The organism is Photobacterium chitinilyticum, assembly GCF_004104355.1.
GTDB classification, from domain to species: domain Bacteria; phylum Pseudomonadota; class Gammaproteobacteria; order Enterobacterales; family Vibrionaceae; genus Photobacterium; species Photobacterium chitinilyticum.
Genome location: NZ_RJLM01000009.1, coordinates 53849 through 79733, shown reverse-complemented (window position 1 = coordinate 79733; position 25885 = coordinate 53849). Strand labels below are relative to the sequence as shown.

Genomic DNA, 25885 nt, shown 5'->3' with positions numbered 1-25885 from the left:
GCATAACTTGGAGACATAGCTGGACACATAGTTTGAATATATGTCAGTAAGTACGATGTCCCGACTTGGTGCAATACTTAATGGCTGAATTTGACTCATCCGATCAAGCTGAAAAGTGCATTTGTTCAATCACTGGAACTTATTGATGGATTGATAAATTGTTTTTTTTGGTTTGGATGATGGGTATTTATTGCTCAAGTTGACGCCAATTCTTGCTTATAATTACGCCTTTATTTTATTTATAGAGATTTTATAACTTTTTATATTGCTGTTAACTCTTTGTTTTGTATTGGTTTGTATTCTGAATTTTACTCTTTTGTTATATCTCTTTACATTTGCTGAGTTTCGCCTATTGGTTTCATCAATCTATTTGAATAATACTGGCCGCATCCCGAACAGGGGCTCAGTGGTTGGAGCAGAGGAAATGCTCTTTTCATCCAGCGGTGGCATAACGGATTTTGCCCCGAATTTATTCAAGTAGAGGCAAAATATGACGCAAAAAACTTCATCTATCCATCCGGCGGATAGCTACAGAATGGAGTCAAACCTAAGAAGTGTTGACCTTAATTTGTTGACTGTATTCGATGCGGTTATGCAAGAGCAAAATATTACCCGTGCGGCACATAATCTAGGTATGTCTCAGCCTGCGGTAAGTAACGCTGTGGCACGCTTGAAAGTGATGTTCAACGATGAGTTGTTTATTCGTCATGGTCGTGGGATCCAGCCCACCCAACGAGCAAAGCAGCTATTCGGGCCGATGCGGCAGGCGCTGCAGTTGGTGAAAAACGAATTGCCGTCTTCAATCTTTTCTCCGGAGACGTCAAACCGTACTTTTAAGCTGGCGATTTGCAGCCCGTCGGATATGCGCTTTGCCCCTCGTATCTTGCGCAGCGTAGCCGAGCAGGCGCCGAATCTTCGCATGCAGCTTGAAGCCGAGCTTGATGCTGAGCTAACTCAGAAGATGCGGTACCAGGAAGTCGATTTTGTTATTGATTACGTACGTTTTGATGAGCCGGGTTTTTGCAGTACCGAACTGTTCAGCGATGAGCTGGTCGTGGTTGCTGCCGGTAACCACCCGCGTATTGGTGAAACGATCTCCGAGGCGGAGTTTGCTGCTGAACAACACGCCGTGCTGAAGTCCATTCCCGGTGTGAAAATGTTCGCGGACCATATCTATAACCAGCACACTTCCTATCAGGAAGCCTACCAGGGGGCCAGTCTGAGCAACATTATGTATGTGGCCGGTCAGTCCGATTTGATTGCCGTTATGCCGCGTTGGTTGGCTGAATCGGCTGCACAGGGTCAGCAGCTGAAAATTCTGCCGCTACCGTTTGAATCGGCCAAGATCAGCGGTTACCTAAGTTGGCATGAGTCATCTCAGAAAGACAAAGGCCATATCTGGATGCGTGATCAGTTACTGAACGTTTGTGGTGACAGCTCATACTAAGTCCAGCCCAAAGTTAGCGCTTGCTGACTTTGTTGATCGCCGGGTATCGCCTCCCGCCCGGCATCAGTAATTTCTTACACTTTGTATTATTTCTATTAATAACTCGTATCAGGCCTGTACCGGTAAGGGGAGGGACTGGGATCGTGACGACATAAAAAATAAAATGTGACGCTTTACAGTTGCCTTTTCTGGCACCGACTGTAGACTTCGCTGTCTCGAATAGGCTTACAGGTGTAAGCCAAAGTGGCAGAGTAGTTATGGCTGAACGTGATTTTCATATCGTAAATCGAATTCGTACCCAGATTGCCCGTTTGGGTGATCGGGTTGCATTGCGTCATCAGGTCAAGGACCAGTGGCAGGATATTAGTTGGAATGAGTTTGGTGAGCAGATCCACCAACTTGCCTTGGCTGTGCTTAGCCAGGGGCTGAATGTCCAAGATAAGGTCGGCATTTTCTCAAGCAACATGCCGCGTTGGACCATTGCTGACTTTGCTGCCCTTTATAGTCGTTGCGTGACAGTGCCTATCTACCCTACCAGCACCCCGCAGCAGGCTGCTTATATTATTAATAATGCCGATGTCCGGATTCTATTTGTTGGTGAACAGGCTCAGCATGATGCTGCGGTAGAAGTCGCCGCAGAGTGCCCGCAACTTGAGCATATCGTCGTGATGTCTGACGATGTCGAACTGGCCGATCATTCGTTAGTTTGCCGTTACAATGACTTTGTTGGCCAAGCCTCCGCCGAAGCCGAGATCGAGCTGGCACAGCGACTCGAACAGACATCTATGGATGATCTGTTGACTCTGATCTATACCTCGGGGACGACAGGGACACCGAAAGGGGTAATGCTGGACTATGCCAACATTGCCTCGCAGCTTGAAGGCCATGACACCAACCTTGCGCTGGACGAGGGAGACTGCTCTCTTTGCTTCCTGCCGTTGTCCCATGTTTTCGAACGTGCCTGGACGTTCTATGTGCTGCATCGTGGCGGTGTGAACTGCTATCTGGCAGATACCAACAAGCTGAAAGAAACCTTGGCGGAAGTGAAGCCGAATGTCATGTCTGCTGTACCGCGTGTGTATGAGAAAATATACTCAGCCGTTCACGACAAAGTCGCGAGAGCCCCTTTTCATCGCAAGGTGATCTTCACCTGGGCGGTCAATATGGGCGCACGGATGGCGTTGTGCCATCAGCAGCAGCGTAAGCCATCGCTGATGCTTAAGCAGAGCTACAAACTGGCAGACAAACTTGTACTGTCGAAGTTGCGTGAAATTCTTGGTGGCCAGATTAAGTTCATGCCTTGTGGCGGTGCCAAACTTGACGAGAGTATCGGTCGTTTCTTTCATGCGATTGGCGTTAACGTCAAGCTGGGTTACGGGATGACCGAAACCACAGCGACAGTTTCATGCTGGGATGACAAGTGCTTCAATCCAGATTCGATCGGCCTGCCGATGCCGGGCGCAGAAGTGAAAATTGGCGACAATAATGAAATTTTGGTCCGTGGCCCGATGGTAATGCGTGGCTATTACAAGATGCCGGAAGAAACGGCCAATAACTTCACCGAAGATGGTTTCCTGAAAACAGGAGATGCCGGGGAATTCGATGAAGAGGGCAACCTGTTTATTACCGATCGCATCAAAGAGCTAATGAAGACATCGGGCGGCAAGTATATTGCGCCGCAGGTGATTGAGGGCGCTATCGGCAAAGATCATTTTATTGAGCAGATTGCCGTTATTGCCGATACCCGAAAGTTTGTTTCTGCTTTGATTGTTCCTTGCTTCGAAACACTTGAAGAGCATGCTCGCGAGCTGAACATTAAATATCAAGATCGTCTTGAGCTGGTCAAGCATAGTCAGATCGTTGAGCTGATTGAAAAACGCGTGGTTGAGCTGCAAAAAGATCTTGCCCGGTTCGAACAGGTGAAGAAGTTCACCTTGTTACCGATGGCCTTCTCGATGGATAAAGGTGAGCTGACCCCGACGCAGAAATTGCGCCGCAAGGTGATCCAAGACCGCTACAATCAGGAGATTGAGCGGATGTATGAAGAAAGCCACAAGAAGTCGGTCAGCAACCATTAACTTGAGTTATTAAACGTCATAGATAAAGGAGCCTTTGGCTCCTTTTTTCGATTTGTTGCTCCCTGTGATTTCCTTTCGTGCAACGGTGAAGCTTTCTACCTGGTTAAATCTCCCTATTACCTCCTGATATCTTCTTACTCCGTCAGATGAATATTCTCACTGCTCTGCTGTATCTAGCGCATGATCTCTATTGCATACCTGTTAAGCCGGAGGAAGGTGGCTTATTTCATGGTGTTGCAGAGGAATAACGTGAAGTGTCTTTAGCCAATAGACTTGGTTGATATAAAAGCGTTACAGTTGTTGCGGGTTACCGTTGTTTGTTATGACAGGCGGCGGCTCACATAGCATGAAGAAGTAAACATGATTTCAACTTAGGCTAAAAATAAGCCCTAACTATGTTATATCAGCCCGTTATAGCTAATTGGTGTGGTGGAACATCTTAATTCCGGCCACGTGAAAGCGGTTGTGCTACCCATACTGTGCAATGTTCGTAAACACGATATTCACACCTCCGGTTTACGGTATTGGACAGCTAACAACCGCTCGATATGTCCTGAGAATTAGCTATATGGGATGATATACACGACCTGGAGGCAAGAAATATGGAAATGTTGTCCGGCGCTGACATGATCGTCCGTTCGATGATTGATCAAGGCGTAAAGCATATCTTCGGATACCCTGGCGGCTCAGTGCTTGATATTTACGATGCGCTGCATGAGAAAAGCGATATCGAACATGTTCTCGTCCGCCATGAGCAGGCAGCCGTACATATGGCTGATGGCTATGCCCGTGCCACGGGTGATGTCGGCGTGGTGCTGGTGACATCGGGGCCCGGTGCAACCAATGCGATAACGGGTATTGCGACTGCCTATATGGACTCTATTCCAATGGTCGTTTTCTCTGGCCAGGTAATGAGCAACCTGATTGGTAACGATGCCTTCCAGGAGTGCGATATGGTGGGGATCTCCCGTCCTGTCGTAAAGCACAGTTTCTTGGTCAAGAAGCCTGAAGATATCCCCGATATTGTCAAAAAAGCATTTTATATCGCTTCCAGCGGCCGACCTGGTCCTGTTGTCATTGATATCCCGAAAGACATGCTAAACCCGGCAGAAACCTATCCCTATAAGTACCCCGAGTCGATCGCGATGCGCTCCTATAATCCGACGACCCAGGGCCACAAAGGGCAGATCAAACGTGGGGTTAAGGCCTTGCTGGCGGCGAAGAAGCCGGTGCTGTATGTCGGTGGCGGTGCCATTATGTCTGACTGTGGTGAACAGATCGTAAAGCTGGCAGAATCACTGAATATCCCCGTAGTTAACACCTTGATGGGGCTGGGGGCTTTCCCCGGTTCGCATAAAAGCTGTCTGGGTATGCTGGGAATGCACGGTACTTATGAAGCCAACATGGCGATGCATAACTCGGATCTGATCTTTGGTATCGGCGTGCGTTTCGATGACCGTACCACCAATAACGTCGAAAAATATTGCCCTGATGCCACTATCATGCATATTGATATCGACCCGTCTTCAATTTCAAAAACCATCGCGGTCGATATCCCGATTGTCGGTTCGGCCGATACAGTGCTGAATAGTATGCTTAAGCTGCTTGATGAGCAGAGTGGGGGGAGTGACGAGCAGGCGATTGATAGCTGGTGGAGCGAAATCGAGTCATGGCGCTCCCGTAAATGCCTAAGCTACAACAAAAATAGTGAGCGTATTAAACCGCAGGAAGTGATTGAGGTGCTGTATAAGCTGACTGACGGTGACGCTTACGTTGCTTCCGATGTCGGCCAGCACCAGATGTTTGCCGCGCTTTATTACCCGTTTGACAAGCCGCGTCGCTGGATAAACTCCGGAGGCCTGGGAACCATGGGCTTTGGTCTGCCAGCCGCTATGGGAGTGAAGTTTGCGTTGCCGGATGCAGAAGTGGTCTGTGTGACTGGTGACGGTAGTATTCAGATGAATATTCAGGAGCTTTCCACTGCCCTGCAGTATGATATCCCGGTTAAGATCATCAACCTCAATAACCGTTTCCTGGGAATGGTGAAACAATGGCAGGATATGATCTATCAGGGACGCCACTCACATTCCTACATGGATTCAGTGCCAGATTTCGCGGCAATTGCTGAGGCTTATGGCCATGTTGGTGTCCGAATTTCGGACCCAGGCAAACTGGAAAGCGAGCTGGAAGAAGCATTGGCGCTGAAGGATAAGTTGGTCTTTATCGATATCAGTGTGGATGAGACCGAGCACGTCTACCCGATGCTTATTCGTGGTGGTTCAATGAGTGAAATGTGGCTAAGCAAAACGGAGAGAACATAATGCGCAGGATTGTATCGGTATTACTTGAAAATGAATCGGGCGCATTATCACGGGTTGTCGGCCTGTTTTCCCAGCGAGGTTATAATATTGAGTCGTTGACGGTCGCCCCGACCGATGATCCGACGCTGTCACGCCTTAACATCACCACCAATGTGGAAGATGATGCGGCGTTGGAGCAAATCGAGAAGCAATTACACAAGCTCATTGATATTCTCAAAGTCAGCAATGTAACCGAGACCGAGCATGTCGAGCGGGAGCTGATGTTGGTGAAGGTAAAGGCGAGCGGTTTTGCCAGAGCAGAGGTCAAGCGAACAGCAGACATCTTTCGTGGACAAATTGTTGATGTTACTACCCAGATTTACACGATTCAGCTAGCGGGAACCAGCGACAAGCTGGATGCCTTTATCTCTGCGGTGGCAGAAGCGACAGAGATTGTTGAGGTTGCGCGTAGCGGAGTGGTTGGGATTGCTAGAGGGGAGCGCGCGCTAAAGGCGTAACGACCTATCGACTAACTAACGGCCTGTTTACTGCCGTCATACTGTTATCTTGTTTCAAGCCCGGCTCTGGGAACCCTGAGCCGGGCTTGCGTCGTTTGGGCGGATACAACCTTTGTCCGGAAAGACAACGTATCTTAGACTAAAGTCTAATAGATGATAGAGCAGAAGACGGGGCTGAAAGGGAAGATCTTGCCTAGGTAGAAGGAGTATGGGCGATGATGAATAAACTACTGGTTCGGCTGACTACCCTTGGACTATTTTTATTGGGGTTTAATGTCAGTGCGCTGTATTTCTTGCTAGCGGTATTGCTGCTGAACACCCACCATAAAGAGATCTTCTGGTGATCAGGTGTTATGGGAAGGTGTTTAGCAGGCTAAGAGAAGCACTTATTGTCGATGCTTATAGATAGATTTTGATCATTTCTATCGCACGCTGTGAGTGAGTGCTCAGTAGCGTCTGTGCGGCTTCGTGGTTTCTGCTGAGCACGGCTTTCATCATTGCTTCATGTTCGCCGTTATCATGGTATCGCTCCTCATAGTGACGTGTACGGCTGACCCAGATATGACGGTATCGCTCAATTTGCTCGTAGACCTCACGGTATAGCCCTAGCATGACAGTGGACTGGCTACCTTCCAATAGAGCAAGGTGGAAATCACTGTGGCGCTTTTCCCATTCGTTGAAATCGACATCTGTTGCTGCGGGGTTTACTCGACTAAGTTTATGAAAGCTGGTCAGGATATTGAGCTCCCAGGCTTCATCGCCGTTTTTCATCGCGCGCTCAAGTAGGGCTTGAGAAAGGAGCTGGCCGGTTTCAAATAGCTCTTCGAGCTCGGCAATTGATACAGGGGCTACCCAACAGCCCTTCTGGGGGGCAAAGTTCACGTATTTTTTCCATGACAGCTGTACCAGAGCTTCCCTAATAGGGGAGGCTCCGACGTCATAGCGGGCTTTTAAGTCAGCAACAACAAGCTTTTGTCCCGGAGCGAGCTCACCGAGCAAGATGTCTTGCCGGATCATTTCCATGACTTTGTTGGTCAAAGTAGGACTAGACACTGCGTTCCTCATTTTTTATTGTTTTTAATGCCAGGCATGTTTGCCTAGGGGGGATTAGTAGCAGATTGAAGTTAATTGATAAAAAGGTACCAGCCAACCCAATCATAGCCAGAGTATTGTTTTATAAGCAAGAATGTATACCTTGCGGGAATCATGCTCAGGGGAAGTATACGATGGAAAAACGGGAGGGGCGATAGGAAACCCTTGGTTCTGTGAGTCGTTTCCGCTTATCTCCGTTGATATTAGGGTCGGTATTAGAAGGAAGGAGGAGATGTTTGTTGACCAGAATAAAAAAACGGGAGCCAGTGGCTCCCGTTTTTGGTTCAGTATGCGTCTTATAGTACGTGTACTGAAGCTGTGTTAGTTGTACCTGAAGGTACTAGTGCGCCAGATACCATTACTACGATATCGCCTTTAGCGCCTAGGCCTGTTTCCAGAGCTAGATCTTTACCACGGCCGTAGAAAGCATCAGTGCTGTCGAATGACTCAACAACAACAGGTGTAACACCCTTAGTCAGAGCCAGCTGAGCAGCTGTCTTAGCGTTAGTTGTTACAGCAAGGATGTTTGCTGTTGGGAAGTATTTACGTACAGAACGTGCAGACTTACCCGCTTCGGTAGCAACAACGATTAGAGGTGCGTTTAGCTTCTCAGATGTGTCTACTGCACCTTTACATACTGCTTCGGTGATACGTAGACGAGAGCTATCTAGACGAGAACCTAGCTCGGCTTTAAGGGCTGCATCTGTACGCTCACAGATCTGAGCCATGATAGTTACTGCTTCGATTGGGTATTTACCCTTCGCAGACTCACCAGAAAGCATTACAGCATCTGTACCGTCCATGATTGCGTTCGCAACGTCACCCGCTTCAGCACGAGTTGGACGTGGGTTCTTGATCATAGAATCAAGCATCTGAGTTGCTGTAATAACAACTTTACGTGCGCGGTTACACTTCTCGATCATCATCTTCTGCGCGAAGATAACTTCTTCAACAGGGATCTCAACACCTAGGTCACCACGAGCAACCATGATGCCGTCAGATGCATCTAGGATAGCGTCGAAGTTATCAACACCTTCCTGGTTTTCGATTTTAGAGATGATCTGAATCTTCTCGCCGCCGTTCGCATTTAGCAGTTCACGGATTTCTTTTACGTCTTCCGCTTTACGGATGAAAGAAGCAGCAACGAAGTCAACGCCTTGCTCACAGCCGAATTTAAGGTCAGCTTTGTCTTTTTCAGCAAGAGCTGGAAGCTTCACAGAAACGCCTGGTAGGTTTACACCTTTGTTTTCACCCAGGTCACCGTTGTTAAGAACTTTACACTTAACTTCAGTTTCAGTTGTTTCAAGAACTTCCATCTCGATCAGACCGTCGTCAACCAGGATAGTGTTGCCTGCAGTCAGATCTTTAGCGAAACCAGGATAAGTAACCGCTACGCGGTCTTGGTTACCGACAACAGAAGTGTCTGTAGTGAAAGTGAACTCCTGGCCAGCAACCAGAGAAAAGTCTTGACCGTTTTCTAGCTTGATTGTACGGATCTCAGGACCTTTAGTGTCAAGCAGGATAGCAAGTTGCTTGCCAGTTGCTGCCATTACTTCACGCAGGTTGTCGATACGCTGACCGTGCTCTGCAAAGTCACCGTGCGAGAAGTTAAGACGCATAACGTTCATACCAGCGTTAGCTAGTTTAGTTAGCATCTCTTTTGATTCTGTTTTAGGTCCAATCGTACATACGATCTTAGTCTTTTTCATTGAGGATTGTCTCCGGACGAACTTTTACCCAAGGGAAATTTGAATCACAGAGTTATACATGAAAACAGAAGTGCATTTATGTTGAAATACGCCTACAAACTGCGGGCCAGTTCAAATAATTGTAACTTCTAGTGGTCAGTTCTAAGTGATAATACAAATTTTTTACAAAAATATTGCCTTATGAAAGCATCGGGTTGCTTTCATAAGGCAGATCTTATGTACATGTTTTGTTCTTACCGTCCCGTCCTTGAAGGATGTTCTCACGTTATCATGACGAAAGTGTGTCGAGCAGCCACAAAATTGGCTAACAAACAAGCTCAGTAATATAGCACAGCTTGATTCTTTTATCACCTTGTGATGATGCGCAAACTTTTCACTACTGTTTTTATAGAGGGTGAGATTATCTACTTATTTCACAGATTTTTTTTGTTATGTATCAATAGTTGATTTATTTCTAGCTATGAAATAAATACAGGTTGCTCGATTGTTTCCTGGTGTGAACGCAATGTTTCCTATTGTGTTTTTGCGAAGGGTGTCGATGATGCTGTTTGCGCATACTAATTGGTTGGGAGCTATATTCTCACTAATAAGCGGCTGTATTGTTGTTAACCTTCTGACTCACAACCTTGATTCTCTCAGTGAAAGTTCCTTTCTCTATTTCTTCTTTGGCTACTTCGCCACACAACGGAGGAAAGTATCATCACACCATTACTGGCCAGTAAAATATCTCTTTGGTGTTGCTTAGAGTTCAAGGGGAGTTTATTGCGGGATAAAAAAGAGAGTTTGTGGGTGTAGGCTTGCACAGTAGGCTAATCCGGCAGTATATCTATGTACTTATTTGATATTAAAAGAATTTGTTGATTTAACGTTTGCGTGCAATTTAATTGATATTTATCGGGGTGTATTGCGCTAACTTCTTATTCGAATGTGATCAGTATCTGATTTATTCCTCTTCTTATCATAAATACTGCCTTCTCAATTGTATGTTATAACATAACGGCTTGTGTGTTGTTTATGTCACCAGCATGCTTAATAGTTCACCACGGCTGCATGGGTAGAAGTTAAGGAAACGCCATGAAATTAAGAACATTAGCATCAGTATGTACTCTCCTCTTCGCTACAAACACGTTTGCTGACGTTGTTGTAAAAGATACCGATAAGTTTCAAGATATTGCCGACAAAGTTAGCACGTTAACCAGCAAGGCTAAAAATCCGCTGGTGGTTGTTGATATTGATAATACCCTGTTGACATCGAGCTCTGATCTTGGGGGAGATATCTGGTATCAGTGGCAGCGAGGAAAGCTGGATGTTAAGCCGACGGAAGCCGCCAAAGTTGATTGCCTGTTTCAGGATTCTATCGGCCTTCTCTATGAACTGATCCCGATGAAGACTATCGAAGATAATGTGCCGGCAATGGTTCGAGACTGGCAAGATAAAGGTGTGACGGTATTAGCGCTGACTTCACGCTCACCGAACTATCGATATGCGACAGAGCGTGAGATGTATCGAAATCAGTTTGATATGACCATATCTCCACTAAAGGAAAAGGGATCTGATACTATTCCTGTGTACATTGACAACCCCAAACGCGCACTAAGCTACATCAACGGTATTATGATGACTACAGGCATGAATAAAGGCACCATGCTGAAGTATGTACTTGATAAGACAGATCAGACATTCAGTGAGATTGTCTTTATCGACGATAGCCAGAAAAATGTGGTTAACATGGAAAAAGCCTACAAGGATGATGACTCCGTTGATATGACTATCTACCACTACACTAAGGTAGAAGATGACCGAACAGAAAAGTATGGATCGGTGCTAACTCAGGTTCAAGCGAACAAAATGGCCAATGACTGGAAAGAATTGAATCAAGTTCTGGATACGATTGCGCCGGCACGTATTGGAGACACCTGTTTAGGGCGTTAGTAATGTTGAGGCTGATGATGACCCGCTGATACACGAAGTGAAGCTGCCGAGTCGGTTATAGATTATAGGCAGACCAGAGACAGAAAAGGCCGAAGTGGTTATTAACCGCTTCGGCCTTTCTATATTTGGTGGCCCCTCACAGACTTGAACTGTGGACCAAGCGATTATGAGTCGCCTGCTCTAACCACTGAGCTAAGGGGCCAGTGTGCGGGAAATTATATGGGATGGTCTGGCGCTTGTCTAGCGAATAAAGGGATTGTTTTGTTTGCTTTTTAAGCAGTTAAAGTAAAAAAACTAAAATTGGGAGGTTAACATAAAGTGTTGATCTTCAACCTATATCGGAGAAACAAAAAAAGCGAGCCGATAGGCTCGCTTTTTGGTATTGAATAGACTAACGCCTAGCGATTACTCGTCAAGGAAGCTGCGCAGAACGTCTGAGCGACTTGGGTGACGCAGCTTACGCAGTGCTTTGGCTTCGATCTGACGAATACGCTCTCGGGTAACGTCGAACTGCTTGCCGACCTCTTCGAGGGTGTGATCAGTGTTCATATCGATACCAAAACGCATACGCAGAACTTTTGCTTCACGTGGTGTCAGGCCTGCCAGAACATCGTTGGTTGCGCCACGCAGGTTGGTTGCAGTGGCAGCGTCCATCGGTAGCTGAAGCGTGGTATCTTCGATGAAGTCACCTAGGTGCGAATCTTCGTCATCACCAATAGGGGTTTCCATCGAGATAGGCTCTTTAGCTATCTTCAGTACTTTACGGATTTTGTCTTCCGGCATCATCATGCGCTCTGCCAGTTCTTCCGGCAGTGGCTCCCGGCCCATCTCCTGAAGCATCTGACGAGAGATACGGTTCAGTTTGTTGATGGTCTCGATCATGTGAACAGGGATACGAATAGTACGTGCCTGGTCAGCGATAGAGCGGGTGATAGCCTGACGGATCCACCATGTTGCGTAAGTCGAGAACTTGTAACCACGACGGTATTCAAACTTATCAACGGCTTTCATCAGACCGATGTTACCTTCCTGGATTAGATCCAGGAACTGCAGACCACGGTTGGTATATTTCTTGGCTATAGAAATAACCAGACGCAAGTTTGCCTCAACCATTTCTTTCTTGGCGCGGCGAGCTTTTGCCTCACCGATAGACATGCGACGGCTGATATCTTTGATACGCTCGATCGACAGCCCGGTTTCTTGTTCCAGAATTCGCAGTTTTAGCGTAGAGCGACGAAGATCTTCTTCGTAGTTTTTCAGGCGCTCGGCATATGGCTTGCCGGAATTCAGTGCTTCATCGATCCACTCAGAAGAAGACTCATTGCCTGCAAATAAGCTAACGAAGGTTTTCTTCGGCATCTTGCTGTTGTCGACACACATACGCATGATAAGACGTTCGTTGGTACGAACACGGTCCATCGATTGGCGTAGTGAGCTAACTAGGCGATCAAATTGTTTCGGGATCAGGCGGAACTGTTTGAAGATGTCAGAAAGTTCTTCGACAGCCACTTCTGTTTTTGCATTGTGGCGGCCATGCGTATTGATTGCCGTTGCCATTTTCTCGTAAGAATCACGAAGCTCCATGAACTTCTCACGGGCTAGCTCGGGGTCAATACCTGTATCTTCTTCTTCTTCTTCGTCGTCGTCGTCATCTTCAAGATCTTTATCTTCATCTTCAAGATCGGATTCGCTTAGCTCGGAGCCGATATGTGTTGCCGTTGGTGCTGTTGTTCCCTCTTCGTTCGGATCAACAAAACCAGAAATAATGTCGGTTAGACGAAGCTCATCGGCTTCAACTTTGTCGAACTGCTCAAGCAGGTGAGCGATTGCGCTTGGATACTCGGCCACTGAGCACTGAACCTGGTTAATACCATCTTCAATACGCTTGGCTATATCAATCTCGCCTTCACGGGTAAGTAGTTCTACGGTACCCATTTCACGCATGTACATGCGTACTGGATCGGTAGTGCGACCGATCTCGCTTTCCACGCTAGACAGAGCTTGGGCAGCGGCTTCAATCGCGTCTTCGTCCGCATTATCTTCAGTCATCATCAGTTCATCGGCATCAGGGGCTGTTTCAACCACCTTGATACCCATGTCATTGATCATCTGAATAATGTCTTCCACTTGATCGGAATCGACAATGTCTTCCGGTAGGTGGTCATTTACTTCGGCGTAGGTCAGATAGCCTTGTTCTTTGCCTTTAGCGACAAGTAACTTTAGCTGAGACTGCGGATTTTGCTCCATAGACGATATCCAACTTCGGGTCTGAGTGAAAATGTAGTATGCAGAAATGCAAACCAATAATTATAACAAACTTCTTAATTGTTGACCACTGACTAGCCGGGACGGTTGAGTATCAATGACTGCAACTCCCGCTTCTCTTCGACTGATAAGCCGACGGTGTTCGATTTAGCCTGCAACTTTTCGATTTGTTGTTTGACGCACTGGTCTATGACTTTGTCCATCGCGTCTAAAAATACATCTAGAGTGTTATCCTCGTCTTTAGCGAGGGGTAGCTCCCATGTGGCCAATCGGGCCATCATGGCTTCTTGCTTGTTACCACGCCAGTACTCTAGCAACTGGCCTGTAGTGATATTGGGGTTCGAACGGCATTTATCAACTACTGATATCAATAAATTTAGTCCAGGGACCGTAATCTCTTCAAATGCGGCCATATCAAACCCAAGGCTGCTGACAAAACGGGGATTTTGGATCAGTAGAGCGATCACGTCGCGCATTGGCGTACGCTTGATGTTCTGCTGAGGCAGTCGCGGTCTCTGGGTTTCATCCCGTTTGAGTTCAAGCCTGATTTGATCTGGTGGTAATCCTAAATTATAGCCTAGTGCATTTAGCAGGTATTCACGTAGAGTTTCACCGGCCACTTTCTCTAACAATGGCTTGGCAAGTGTCTTTAGTTTTGCCTTGCCTTCCTTGCTGCTCATGTCAACCTGGGCGACGAGCGAGTTAAACATAAATTCCGAGAGCGACATGGCCTCGTTGATCTTATGCTCAAAGCCCTCTTTGCCAAACTGGCGGATATAGGTGTCAGGATCCTCGCCGTCAGGCAGGAACATAAACTTAAGCTGGCGGCCGTCGGTGAGATAGGGCAGAGCCTGCTCCATGGCACGCCATGCAGCATCACGCCCGGCTCGGTCACCGTCGTAGCAACAAACAATGGTACCTGTTTGGCGGAACATGGTTTGGATATGGTCACCGGTAGTGGCGGTTCCCAGCGAGGCGACGGCATAATCGACTCCGAACTGGGCCAGAGCCACCACGTCCATATACCCCTCTACGACCAGCAGCTTTTCCGGTTCGCGGTAGGCCTGCAGAACTTCGTATAGGCCATAAAGCTCTCGCCCCTTATGGAAAATCGGGGTTTCCGGCGAGTTGAGGTATTTTGGGGTACCATCACCCAGGACTCGTCCACCAAAGCCGATCACCCGGCCACGACGATCATGAATCGGAAACATCACTCGGCCACGGAAACGGTCATAGCGACGACCATTGTCGTTTTCGATCAGCATGCCTGCTGTGACAAGTGATTTTTGCGATTCAGCATCTCGACCAAATCGGGTACGGACCATATCCCACTGATCGGGAACAAAACCAATACCGAATTTTTGTACGACCTCGCCTGATAAGCCTCTGTCTTTCAGGTAATCAACGGCGACTTGGCCTTCTTTCGTACGGAGCTGGGATTGATAGAACTGGGAAATCTGTCCCATCATCTCATACAGGCCCAGTTTTTCTTTGCTCCTTGGCGCAGATGAGCCTCCGCCGCTGCCTTGTTCGCGGGGGATTTCCAGACCGAGCTGGGAGGATAGTTCTTCTATTGCCTCGACAAACTCAAGACGATCAAACTCCATGACAAAATCAAGGACGTTACCGTGAGCGCCACAGCCAAAGCAGTGATAGAACTGTTTTTCCTGGCTGACGGAAAAAGAAGGGGTTTTCTCATTATGGAAAGGGCAGCAGGCACCAAAGTTCTTGCCTTGCTTTTTTAGTTTCACTCGGGCATCAACAATATCCACGATGTCATGTCGTGCAATGAGATCATCGATAAAAGTACGAGGGATTTTTCCTGCCATAAAGTGAGCGTTACCTGATTTAAACGGGAGTAAAAGTGTAATTTATTGACGCTAAAATACAAACAAGCCGCGCATTCCTAGATGGATAGCACGGCTTGTTGCAGAATTGGGTTAGTTTTAGCTAAGCTTCGCTTTCACTAACTGGCTAACTTTACCCATATCGGCACGACCCTGAACTTGCGGTTTCAGTACGCTCATCAGCTTGCCCATGTCCTGCATGCTGGTTGCACCGGTTGCAGCAATTGCATCATCCAGCAGCGCGGCAACTTCGTCGTCGCTTAGCGGTTGAGGCAAGAACTCTTCCAGAACTGAAATTTCAGCTAGTTCAACATCGGCAAGATCCTGGCGACCTGCCGCTTCATATTGAGCGACAGAATCACGGCGTTGCTTAACCATTTTAGTCAGTACTGCCAGCACGTCGTCGTCGGAAAGAGTGATCTTTTCGTCAACTTCACGTTGCTTAATCGCAGCCATTACTAAACGGATAGTACCTAGACGAGGCTTATTTCTTGCCTTCATCGCCGTTTTTTGTTCGTCTTTAAGACGTTCTGTCAGGGTCATAACGCGTTCCTTCTGTTAATCGCTAGATTAGTACAGACGAACGCGACGCGCGTTTTCGCGAGCCAATTTCTTCAGGTGACGCTTAACTGCCGCTGCTTTCGCACGCTTACGTACAGTAGTAGGCTTTTCGAAGTGTTCACGACGACGTACTTCAGAAAGGATACCTGCTTTTTCGCAAGAGCGCTTGAAACGACGTAGTGCTACGTCGAACGGTTCGTTTTCACGTACTTTGATTACTGGCATGTAATACTCACCTCAGAGTGATTCGGTTAACGCTGACGTTCAAAAGTGTCAGCTGATTAAAAATGGTGCGAAATTCTAATCTGATCTGGGGGCATTTGTAAAGCATTCTGCAACCCTGAACTGGTTAATTTCTGTCAAGGGCGGTAACATTGCCTCCAATTACCATAAGTATAGAGGTTGTTATGCGTATACTGGGCATCGAAACCTCCTGTGACGAAACAGGCGTTGCAATTTTCGATGATGAAAAAGGCCTTTTGGCACATGAACTTTACAGCCAGGTAAAACTGCACGCGGACTACGGCGGTGTAGTGCCTGAGCTGGCTTCTCGTGATCATGTAAAGAAGACCATTCCACTGATCAAGGAAGCACTGGCTGATGCTGGGCTGACGCCGGACGATCTGGACGGGGTTGCGTACACTGCAGGCCCGGGCTTGGTCGGCGCCCTGTTGGTTGGTGCGACAATCGGCCGTAGCTTGGCGTACGCATGGGATTTGCCCGCGGTAGCGGTTCATCATATGGAAGGTCACCTACTGGCGCCGATGCTGGAAGACAATCCTCCTGAATTCCCGTTTGTGGCTTTACTGGTTTCTGGTGGCCACACCATGATGGTTGAAGTTAAAGGCATCGGTGAGTACGAGATCCTCGGTGAGTCCGTTGATGATGCCGCTGGTGAGGCGTTTGATAAAACCGCCAAGCTGATGGGGCTGGATTATCCTGGTGGCCCATTGCTGTCGAGGCTGGCGGAAAATGGCACGCCGGGACGATTTAAGTTTCCGCGTCCAATGACGGATCGCCCGGGCTTGGATTTCAGCTTCTCGGGACTGAAAACCTTCGCGGCCAATACGATCAGAGCCAATGATGATGACGATCAGACGCGGGCGGATATTGCTTTTGCCTTCCAGGAAGCTGTGGTCGACACGCTGGCAATTAAATGTAAGCGTGCCCTGAAGCAAACTGGCTTCAAGCGGTTAGTGATTGCCGGTGGTGTTAGCGCGAACAAGTACCTGCGCCAGGAATTGGAAAAATTGATGGTCGGGATGAAGGGTGAAGTGTTTTATCCTCGCACTGAGTTCTGCACCGATAACGGGGCGATGATTGCGTACGCGGGGATGCAGCGCCTGAAAAACCAAGAAACGATGGACTTGAGTGTCAAGGCTCATCCACGCTGGCCCATTGATCAGCTAAAACCGATCAGCGAATAAGCCTGTGTATCAGCTGCAATAACAAGGCAGGACGGAGAATAGCTCTATGAGTTGTTGCCGGAGTGTTTGGTATTGCGGCTGAATTTAGTCCATATTTTGCTTTCCTTTCCGTCCAGCAGACGACGAACATTGTCGTGGTGGCGAAGGACAATCAGACAAGAAAGCATGGATACCGGCATTGTGTATTCAGGCTTGACCAGCCAGGTCAGCATCGGAGCTGCCAGCGCCGTGATCAACGCGCCGAGTGAAGAGTAGCCTGATATCAAGACGGTCAGCAGCCAGGTTCCAATCAACATACCACTGAGATCCCAGCCAATCGGCGCCAGTGCCCCCAGTGCCGTAGCAACCCCTTTCCCGCCACGGAAATGGAAGAAAATCGGATAGATATGGCCGAGACAGGCAGCGATGCCAATAATGCCGAGCAGAAAGGGATTTATCCCAATCAAATAACTTAGCCAGACTGGCAGCATCCCCTTGAGAACATCGCATACCAATACCATGGCTGCCGCCCCGCGTCCGCCAAGGCGCAGAACGTTGGTTGCCCCCGGGTTGCCAGAGCCGCTGTCTCGAGGATCCTCCAGGCCGTACAGCCTGCAGATCAGTACGGCGCTTGAAATGGAGCCAAGCAGATAGGCGGCAATAATGATCAGAAGCGCGAGTGGTGTCATGCAAAGTTCCAGTTGCTGGTGACAAAGAGTTGCTTATGAAAAAGGCGTCGTCTTTCTTCAGGTTTGACCCCTGACTTTCATTCCGTTTTGGCACAATGACTGTGGTATAGTGCTTGCGACCTGCTCAAAGGCATAATGCCGAGCAAGGGATGAATGTCATAAATTTTGACGATTACGACCTGATAATACGCGTTTTTGCTCAAATTAGGTATCCGACCTCTAACAAAATTAGCGATTGAACATGGATTCAGTATTTATCGAACATCTTGAGGTTATCGCCACTATTGGGGTGTATGACTGGGAACAAACTATTAAGCAGAAGCTCGTGCTCGATTTGGAAATGGCGCATGATAACCGCCCTGCCGCGAATAGTGATGATGTGGCCTATGCCCTGGACTATGCTGCGGTGAGTGATGCCGTGACCGGACATATCCAGAACGGCCGTTTCTTGTTGGTCGAGCGTGTTGCCGAGGAAGTGGCAAGCCTGATCATGACGACGTTTTCCGTGCCGTGGATCAGGGTTAGGGTAACCAAGCCGGGTGCAGTGGCGAATGCCAGTGGTGTTGGGGTGTTGATTGAACGGGGCAGCAAGTGACCATTGCTTATATCAGTCTTGGTTCCAATATTGAGCGTGAATACCACATTCAGGCCGCGATCACTGAGCTGAAAAAGCTGGGAGCCGGTTTTCGGGTTTCACAAATATTTGAAGCTGAGCCTGTCGGGTTCTGCGGGCCAAACTTTTATAACTGCGTTGCTGCTATCGATACGTCATTGCCACTTGATAGGCTGCAGCAGACCCTAAAGCAGCTTGAGCTGCAGTATGGTCGGGCACCTGATGCCCAAAAAAATCAGAGCCGGACTCTCGATCTCGATATCTTGTTGTTTGGTGACGTTGTACAGGATGCAACTCCGGTACTGCCTCGGCCTGATTTGTATAAGTTCGCCTTTGTATTACTGCCGATGATGGAGCTGTGTCCGGAACAGGCTGTTCCGGGTGACGGACGAACCATAGCTCAGTTATGGCACTCTTTTGAACACTCTCAGGCATTATGGCCTGTAGAGCGCATTGCATGTTAAAGGACAAATAATGAGTCATTTTGAAGCCTTTGTGTTGGCACTTATCCAGGGGTTGACCGAGTTTTTGCCGATTTCGAGTTCGGCACACCTGATTTTGCCTTCTGAAGTATTCGGCTGGGATGATCAGGGACTGGCATTTGATGTGGCAGTACATGTCGGTACGCTGGCTGCGGTGATTTTGTATTTCCGCAAGGAAGTCGTTACGCTGCTCGGCGCTTGGGTTGGCTCTATCTTTCAGGGCCGACGCTGTGCCGAAGCCAAGCTGGCCTGGATGATTGTGCTTGCCACTATTCCTGCCTGTATTTTTGGCCTGTTCATGAAAGATATTATCGAGCTGTATCTGCGTTCGGCGTGGGTGATTGCGGCAACAACCATCTTTTTTGGTCTGCTGCTATGGTGGGTCGATATCCGGGCCACTCAGCAGAACAATGAATATCAAGCTGACTGGAAGCGTTCGCTGTTTATCGGCCTGGCTCAGGCGGCAGCAATGATCCCAGGCACCTCTCGCTCGGGTGCCACCATGACCGCGGCACTTCATCTTGGTTTTACCCGTGAGGCGGCTGCGCGTTTTTCGTTTCTGATGTCGATTCCGATCATTGTATTGGCTGGTGGTTATCTGGGGACGAAACTGGTAACCAGCGGTGAAGCCATTGAGTTTGGTGCATTGGGTATCGGGCTCGCCGTGTCGTTTGTCAGCGCCTATGCGTGTATTCACGTATTCCTGAAGCTGGTCACCCGCCTGGGTATGTTGCCGTTTGTGATTTATCGCTTGTTGCTGGGAGCCGGTCTGATTGCATTTCTGCTGAGCCAGTAATACAGATCACGGCCTTGTCGTTGAATCAGTGAAATTGAATAAAGCCCGGCGTGATGCCGGGCTTTTTGATCGCGTTCTAGCTGAGTGTCGCCAGGCTTTCCTTTACCGCGTCGGCACGGTGTAGCGCCAGTTGTTCCTTGATTGCCTTGCCGGTGAACCCTGCATCGACAATCGGTTTGACGGCGACGGTCCGGGCGGCCGTAAAGGCGGCTTGTAGAATGTCGGCCTGGCGGTAGGGATCGTTTTCGTGACCCGTCCGTCCGCGGACATCGGCCCGGCAGCAGAGTGCCAGTTGCTCGATGCGATCGGGTTTGCGCCAGGCATCAATCTGGTCAAAAATTTTGATGAAGGTGCTAGGTCGCAGCTCTTCGGCATGATGGATCTTGGTATGCTGGGCGCAGACCATCAAGGCAGCGTCACGATATTCATTGGGTATTCGGAGCCGCTGGCAGAGAATTTTGATTGCTCTAAGGCCGGTTTGGCAATGCAGCTTATGGCTAGGCCATTCTTCAGGCGGGGTGAGAGCCTTACCTAAGTCATGCACTTGGGCGGCAAACCGAACTGCGGTATCTGTACTGAGCTTGGCGGCCTGCTCGGTAACCAGAAGCGTGTGAAGTCCGGTATCGATTTCCGGGTGCCATTTCTCGGGTTGCGGCACTCCAAAGAGCGCGTCTATTTCTGGCATGATAATGCCAAGCGCACCGCACTGGCGTAAAACCTTGAGAAAGATCTCCGGGTTTTCGGACGACAGGGATTTTTCCCACTCTTTCCAGACCCGCTCAGGGGTAAGGGCCGTAAGCTCGCCGGCCACGACCATATCCTGCATCAGTGCGAGAGTTTCCGGTGCAACGGTAAAGCCCAAATGGGCGAAGCGGGCAGCAAAGCGAGCGACCCGAAGCACCCGTAACGGGTCTTCGACAAAGGCGGATGAGACATGACGCAGTTGCTTGTCTAGCAAATCTTGCTGACCGTTATAGGGGTCAATGAGCGTACCGTCATCGGCCTGGGCAATAGCATTGATGGTGAGATCCCGGCGCATTAAATCCTGCTCGAGGGTGACATCCGGTGCGGAGTGGCAGATGAAACCGGTATACCCTTTGCCTGATTTTCGTTCTGTTCTGGCAAGAGCAAACTCCTGTTTGGTCTTCGGGTGAAGGAATACCGGGAAATCACTACCTACCTGGCTGTAGCCCTGGTCTATCATCTGCTGCGGAGTAGCACCCACCACGACCCAGTCTTTGTCTTTTACCGTTAATCCCAGCAGCGCATCGCGAACGGCGCCACCCACAAGATAGGTCTGCAAGCTTCACTCCTTTTGTATAACAACAGCAAATTTGAGATATCGTACTGATATCCTTTGCATCATAGATCGCTTCAATACCGTATCAGGGTATACAATCTTGGGTAGCAAAGGTAATTTAATCATCAATAACTAGCATCATTCTAAACTGGAACAAGAGTATAAGGCATGTACAAGGATTTCTTCGGGATTGATGAATCCCCATTTTCAATTGTACCCAGCGCTCGCTTCCTCTATCTCAGCGAGCGCCACAGGGAAGCATTAACCCATATGCTGGCTAGCTTATCCGGGGGAGGAGGGTTCGGGCTGCTGACGGGGGAAGTGGGGACAGGGAAAACCACCGTGTTGCGGGCTCTGGTATCCCGCCTTCCTCAGGAAACCCAGGTGGCAATCATCTTAAATCCGGCGTTGTCGGCCCATGATTTGTTAGCCACCATCTGTGACGAGCTGGGAGTCGATTACCCGCATGATGCCAGCTACAAGATCCTGACTGACCGGATTTATCACCATCTGCTTGCCAACCATAGCGAAGGCAAGCAGACGCTATTGCTGGTCGATGAGGCCCAGCATCTGATGCCGGATGTGCTGGAGCAACTCCGGTTATTGACCAACCTGGAAACCGATAGCCTCAAGCTGCTGAAAGTGGTGCTGGTTGGCCAGCCAGAGCTACAGCAGCTGTTGCAACAGGAGCGGTTACGGCAGTTGGCGCAGCGGATCACCTCTCGCTACCATTTGTTGCCACTAACTGCTGAAGAAGTCGATGAATATATTAACTACCGGTTGAGAGCGGTTAATTGCCTGTATAGCGTCTTCGATCCTGCGCTGACACGCCAAATTGCCAAGGCGACGAGTGGGATCCCGCGCCTGATCAATTTGGTATGTGACAAAGCCATGCTGCTGGCGTGCCAGCAGGCAACGCACCAGGTTAACAAGACGATTGTCAGCCTGGCATGTGATGACGTGCTTAGCTGGCAGTTGCCAACGTCTGATAGGGTAAATACGCGAGCTGCCAGTGGTTATGGCAGTCGGGCAGCGCTATGGGGAAGTGCCCTGATGCTAGGAGGCGTGTTATCTGTTGGTCTCTGGTATTGGCAGGGGTTACGCCCGGCGTCGGTAGTGGTGGCCCCTTCTGTACCGGAAGTTCAATCTTCTGCCACGAAGGCAGAACCACCAGTTGTGGTTGCTGTCGCTTCCGCGCCAGTAGTTGAAGCCAAACCGGAAGTGGTCGACTTGGCGGCAAAGTGGCAGTTATTGATGGAACAGAGCCGCTCTGAACGACAGGCTATGCAAACCCTCTACCGGTTATGGGGATATGAGACCCGCTTGAATCAGGCTAACTGTGAGACGAGCCAGCGGGTTGAATTGAGCTGTCACCAGGGAAAAGTCAATTTGGAGCAGCTCAGTATTATCAACCGGCCGGTTATCGTACCGCTGCAGGAAGAGGGAAAGCCGCTTTTCTATGCCGTGGTGTATGCCTTGGACAAGGACAGTGTTGAGCTGTTGCTGGGTGAGGAGCGTATAGCGGTAAGTTATGACTGGCTAGAGCATCGCTGGCAGCAGGCATATACCCTGCTATGGCGGCCGCCGCTGGGTGATAAAACAACGATTCGCTACGGCCAGCAAGGGCCAAGAGTGATGTGGTTGAATCAGCAGCTGAGTTTATTGCTGGGAGAAAACATCACTCAGGACGATCATTTTGATCAGGTGCTGCTGGATAAGCTCCGTCGCTTCCAGCGGGCACAGGATCTGACCGCGGACGGTATTGCCGGACCTAGAACCCTTATGGTCATTGATTCGGCGCTGAACTTGCCGGGACCGACGCTGCAACCGGAGAGAAGTTAATGTCCAATTTGCTCAATGCTATTGCGCAGTCAGATCAGCAAAACCAGTTTCAGCCGTCGTTGATGGGCCGACCGACTCGTCAAGTTGCGGCGCCTCGCCGTTTGCCGTCTTGGCTGCTGCCCGCCGTGCTGGTGATGACCCCGGTGGTTTGTACTCTGGTATATAGCCAGTACAGTCAGACCCAGCAGCACTCGACATCTAGCGTTGCGTCAGGCAAGGTCACTACCGTGACTGATACGGCTGCGGTTGAGGCTATCGAAAAGGTTGAGCCGGTAACTAGCATTTCGGTAACAACGGTACCTGTAGCAGACATGCCCCAAAGCGCTCCGCAGGTTCTGGGCGAGGGGATGTCGCAGATACGTTTCTTGTCTTATCCTGAGTTGCGGACCGAGCCGCTACCGTCGCTGAACCACCAGTTTGCCAGCCATGCTGGTCGAACCGTAGCCTCTCCGTCGACAGCAAGGCTCCCGGCAGAACTCGAGGGTGACACCAGAGTTATCTCTTCTCAGCCGACAGAGACGGAATGGGGGCTGGATGGGCTCGATTATTCGGAACTACCACCATTGCTCGCAGAGCAGCTGAAATCAGCGATAGCAGCCACTGACACCCTACCGGTTGATATACCGCCTGAGCCCGAGAAACGACTTGAGCCGATCATTGAGGCTGTGGCACTCGGCGAGTTGCCCGCTTCGGTACAAAACCGGATCCCACCACTCAATTTCGAAACTCATATTTATTCATCGACCGCTAATAGCCGCTGGGTGAAAGTGAATGGTCGCGAGGCTTATGAAGGGGACGAGATTGCGCCGGGCGTAGTTCTGCGCAGAATTGAGCCGAGGCAGGTTGTTTTCGATTTTGAGTCTTATCTTGTCGAGATGCCCGCACTATCTGAGTGGTGAGCTAGCTAATCGAGATATTACTGAACAGAACGATAGAAAAATGGCAGCCATCGGCTGCCATCATATTATCTGAATTATCGATACCAATTCTTAAGCTTTACGCCCAGCCGTTATTGCGCTTGCGACGGCGGGGGATCAGATGCGGCAGGATCAAGCCAAACAACAAGCCTGCGCCAGCAACCATACCGCCGTAAGTGAACCACTTCATCAGCAAGTCATCTTTCTGGGTATCAATCTTGGCGCGCAGTTCACGGATTTCTGTCTGAGACGTCATCAGCTGCTCGTTGAGCTGGCTATTTTGCAACTCCAGATCAGTAATTTGCTCGGTTCGCATTTGCAGTGAGCTTTGCAGGTTTTTGGTCTTTTCATCGCCGGATAGCTGCGCATCAGCCAGTGCAGCTTTCACTTCTGTGAGCTCTTTTTCAAGCGCAGGTACGCGCTCTTTCAGACCGACCTGACGAGAAATAAAATCAGAGTTAATCCAACCGGTACGTCCGCGACTGTCGGTAACTTTGCTAAAGCCATTTTCTTTATTGGTTTCAAGCAAGGTGACTTTGGTGCCGGCGTTGATACTGCCCATAATACGGAACTGTGTACTTGGACCACGGTGCATGTAGGTGAACAGATCGTCAGAAATATAACGAACCTGCTCGGCTTTCGCAGGGATAGTAACCACGGCGCAAGCGAGTAATAAGATGCTGATTAGATGCTTCACAATAAGATCCTTGAGGAGCCTGTATTCTTTAAGAGCACAAATATTAAAAACTTTGTGCCTCGGGTGCAAGAAAAGAGGGAGGCAAAGCCTCCCTCTTTTGAACCTGTACCACTTTTAACCAAAGACTGCTTGCATCATGTAGAAGAAAATGACAGCAAGTAATGCCCCGGCTGGAAGGGTTACGACCCATGAGGCAACAATGTTACGAACCACGCCTAAGTTTAGAGCCGCAATACCACGTGCAAAAGCAACACCGATCACACCACCCACCAATGTTTGGGTAGTTGAAATAGGTAAGCCGGTACCAGAAGCCAGTACCACTGTTGATGCTGTTGCTAGCTGAGCAGCAAAGCCTCGACTTGGAGTGAGTTCCGTAATCCCCGTACCGACTGTCGCCATAACTTTATGACCCATTGTAGCCAGGCCAATGACGATACCGATGCCGCCGAGTGGAAGGATCCACCATGCGATACTACTTTTCGCCGTAAGCTGGCCCATATGCTCAACCGTAGAAACAACGGCTGAAAGAGGCCCAATGGCGTTAGCAACGTCATTAGAGCCGTGGGCAAATGCCATTGCACAGGCTGTTACAACCATTAGCAGGCTAAATACGCGTTCAACACCCGCATAACCGTTGCTATCAACAGAGCTGCCATCATCGGTATATTTCTTGCTGATATAGATATAACCAAAAATCATAACAACAGTAGATACAATCAGTGATGCCATCCATGCTTCACCACTAGTTAGGTGAAAACCGACGTGCTTCAGACCTTTCTTGATAGTTACCAAGGCAATGACCATCGCTGTGATAAACATATAAATAGGTACGAAACGTTTGGCATTCACCAAGGGGTTATCAGTATCAAAGATTAAACGTTGGGCGCTGATAAAGATCAGGTAGGCAAAGAAGCCGGAAATCAGCGGGGTGATAAGCCAGCTACCGACAATACCTTGTACTGAAGACCAAGACACCGCTTCTGTACCCACAGAGACACAGGCAAACCCGATGATTGCACCGATGATTGAATGTGTTGTTGATACAGGCCAACCCATATAAGAGGCGAGCAAGAGCCATGTTCCTGCAGCAAGAAGTGCAGACATCATACCGTAAACTAAAACTTCTGGTTGTTCGGCATAGAATGACATGTCGATAACACCTTTACGGATGGTATCTGTTACTTCACCACCTGCAAGGTATGCCCCGGCAAATTCAAAAATCATCGCAATGATGATTGCTTGTTTTACCGTTAGCGCTTTCGAACCTACTGAAGTACCCATAGCATTGGCAACATCATTTGCACCAATACCAATCGCCATCAAAAGACCAAAGATAGCCGCCACCAAAATAAGAATGGTGCCGTAGTTAGCCAGGATTTCCATTGTAAAACCTT

General features: G+C 48.9%; 22 protein-coding genes and 1 tRNA gene. 12 read left to right on the top strand and 11 right to left on the bottom strand.

The features are described from left to right. Positions 1-490: 490 nt before the first annotated feature. From leuO to EDI28_RS27560, 5 genes are all read left to right on the top strand, one after another. Entirely contained in the window at positions 491-1447 is a 957-nt protein-coding gene (gene leuO / locus EDI28_RS18830) for a transcriptional regulator LeuO (RefSeq protein ID WP_128785433.1), read from the top strand. Between the two features lie 257 nt (positions 1448-1704). Then, positions 1705-3525, top strand: a complete 1821-nt coding sequence (locus EDI28_RS18825) for an AMP-dependent synthetase/ligase (protein WP_128785432.1) — start codon at positions 1705-1707, stop codon at positions 3523-3525. A gap of 602 nt (positions 3526-4127) precedes the next feature. Beyond that, positions 4128-5846, top strand: coding sequence for an acetolactate synthase 3 large subunit (locus EDI28_RS18820; RefSeq protein ID WP_128785431.1), 1719 nt, complete (start codon positions 4128-4130; stop codon positions 5844-5846). Next, a complete protein-coding gene (ilvN, locus tag EDI28_RS18815; RefSeq protein ID WP_128785430.1) occupies positions 5846-6343 on the top strand; it encodes an acetolactate synthase small subunit in 498 nt (165 codons plus the stop codon). Before EDI28_RS18820 ends, ilvN begins: the two co-directional genes overlap by 1 nt. 215 nt (positions 6344-6558) lie before the next feature. Beyond that, entirely contained in the window at positions 6559-6687 is a 129-nt protein-coding gene (locus EDI28_RS27560; RefSeq protein WP_267900012.1) for a hypothetical protein, read from the top strand. 55 nt (positions 6688-6742) lie between these two features. Here EDI28_RS27560 and EDI28_RS18810 read toward each other — a convergent pair whose 3' ends face one another. Further along, positions 6743-7408, bottom strand: a complete 666-nt coding sequence (locus EDI28_RS18810) for a GntR family transcriptional regulator (protein WP_199287464.1) — start codon at positions 7406-7408, stop codon at positions 6743-6745. A gap of 323 nt (positions 7409-7731) precedes the next feature. Next, positions 7732-9144: a pyruvate kinase PykF gene (gene pykF / locus EDI28_RS18805; RefSeq protein WP_128785429.1), complete on the bottom strand. Its 1413-nt coding sequence runs from the start codon at positions 9142-9144 to the stop codon at positions 7732-7734. A gap of 1074 nt (positions 9145-10218) precedes the next feature. Here pykF and EDI28_RS18800 point away from each other — a divergent pair. Then, on the top strand, positions 10219-11076 hold the full coding sequence (locus tag EDI28_RS18800; RefSeq protein ID WP_128785428.1) for a DUF2608 domain-containing protein: 858 nt from the start codon (positions 10219-10221) through the stop codon (positions 11074-11076). A 126-nt stretch (positions 11077-11202) separates the two neighbouring features. Here EDI28_RS18800 and EDI28_RS18795 read toward each other — a convergent pair. The 5 genes from EDI28_RS18795 to rpsU form a co-directional block, all read right to left on the bottom strand. Continuing rightward, positions 11203-11278 (bottom strand) — tRNA-Ile (locus EDI28_RS18795). Positions 11279-11481: 203 nt separating this feature from the next. Continuing rightward, a complete protein-coding gene (rpoD, locus tag EDI28_RS18790) occupies positions 11482-13323 on the bottom strand; it encodes an RNA polymerase sigma factor RpoD (protein WP_128785427.1) in 1842 nt (613 codons plus the stop codon). Positions 13324-13415: 92 nt separating this feature from the next. Further along, the gene (gene dnaG, locus EDI28_RS18785; protein ID WP_128785426.1) at positions 13416-15170 is read right to left on the bottom strand and encodes a DNA primase; all 1755 of its coding nucleotides are present in this window, start codon (positions 15168-15170) and stop codon (positions 13416-13418) included. 117 nt (positions 15171-15287) lie between these two features. Continuing rightward, on the bottom strand, positions 15288-15731 hold the full coding sequence (locus EDI28_RS18780; protein WP_128785425.1) for a GatB/YqeY domain-containing protein: 444 nt from the start codon (positions 15729-15731) through the stop codon (positions 15288-15290). Positions 15732-15758: 27 nt separating this feature from the next. After that, positions 15759-15974, bottom strand: a complete 216-nt coding sequence (gene rpsU / locus EDI28_RS18775; RefSeq protein ID WP_005301411.1) for a 30S ribosomal protein S21 — start codon at positions 15972-15974, stop codon at positions 15759-15761. A 182-nt stretch (positions 15975-16156) separates the two neighbouring features. Here rpsU and tsaD point away from each other — a divergent pair, with 182 nt between their 5' ends. Beyond that, entirely contained in the window at positions 16157-17176 is a 1020-nt protein-coding gene (tsaD, locus tag EDI28_RS18770) for a tRNA (adenosine(37)-N6)-threonylcarbamoyltransferase complex transferase subunit TsaD (RefSeq protein ID WP_128785424.1), read from the top strand. Positions 17177-17220: 44 nt separating this feature from the next. Here tsaD and plsY read toward each other — a convergent pair whose 3' ends face one another. Continuing rightward, positions 17221-17844: a glycerol-3-phosphate 1-O-acyltransferase PlsY gene (gene plsY / locus EDI28_RS18765; protein ID WP_128785423.1), complete on the bottom strand. Its 624-nt coding sequence runs from the start codon at positions 17842-17844 to the stop codon at positions 17221-17223. Between the two features lie 241 nt (positions 17845-18085). On the opposite strand from plsY, the gene folB reads away from it, so the two are divergent. Genes folB through EDI28_RS18750 form a run of 3 tightly spaced genes read left to right on the top strand, consistent with a single transcriptional unit; the run spans position 18086 to position 19735 of the window. Beyond that, positions 18086-18439, top strand: a complete 354-nt coding sequence (folB, locus tag EDI28_RS18760; RefSeq protein ID WP_128785422.1) for a dihydroneopterin aldolase — start codon at positions 18086-18088, stop codon at positions 18437-18439. After that, the gene (folK, locus tag EDI28_RS18755; RefSeq protein ID WP_128785421.1) at positions 18436-18921 is read left to right on the top strand and encodes a 2-amino-4-hydroxy-6-hydroxymethyldihydropteridine diphosphokinase; all 486 of its coding nucleotides are present in this window, start codon (positions 18436-18438) and stop codon (positions 18919-18921) included. Before folB ends, folK begins: the two co-directional genes overlap by 4 nt. Before the next feature lie 10 nt (positions 18922-18931). Continuing rightward, complete coding sequence (locus EDI28_RS18750) at positions 18932-19735, top strand: undecaprenyl-diphosphate phosphatase (RefSeq protein WP_128785420.1); 804 nt, start codon at positions 18932-18934, stop codon at positions 19733-19735. A gap of 76 nt (positions 19736-19811) precedes the next feature. On the opposite strand, the gene EDI28_RS18745 is transcribed toward EDI28_RS18750, so the two are convergent. Then, positions 19812-21038 (bottom strand): multifunctional CCA addition/repair protein, encoded by a 1227-nt coding sequence (locus EDI28_RS18745; protein ID WP_128785419.1) that lies wholly within the window; start codon positions 21036-21038, stop codon positions 19812-19814. A gap of 165 nt (positions 21039-21203) precedes the next feature. Here EDI28_RS18745 and EDI28_RS18740 point away from each other — a divergent pair, with 165 nt between their 5' ends. Then, positions 21204-22877 (top strand): ExeA family protein, encoded by a 1674-nt coding sequence (locus EDI28_RS18740; protein WP_128785418.1) that lies wholly within the window; start codon positions 21204-21206, stop codon positions 22875-22877. Beyond that, positions 22877-23776: a general secretion pathway protein GspB gene (locus EDI28_RS18735; protein ID WP_128785417.1), complete on the top strand. Its 900-nt coding sequence runs from the start codon at positions 22877-22879 to the stop codon at positions 23774-23776. The genes EDI28_RS18740 and EDI28_RS18735 overlap by 1 nt, the downstream gene beginning before the upstream one ends. Before the next feature lie 97 nt (positions 23777-23873). Here EDI28_RS18735 and EDI28_RS18730 read toward each other — a convergent pair whose 3' ends face one another. Together EDI28_RS18730 and EDI28_RS18725 are read right to left on the bottom strand one after the other, a co-directional pair. Next, entirely contained in the window at positions 23874-24491 is a 618-nt protein-coding gene (locus EDI28_RS18730; RefSeq protein WP_128785416.1) for a TIGR04211 family SH3 domain-containing protein, read from the bottom strand. Positions 24492-24605: 114 nt separating this feature from the next. Then, on the bottom strand, positions 24606-25874 hold the full coding sequence (locus EDI28_RS18725; protein WP_128785415.1) for an inorganic phosphate transporter: 1269 nt from the start codon (positions 25872-25874) through the stop codon (positions 24606-24608). Positions 25875-25885: the final 11 nt, after the last annotated feature.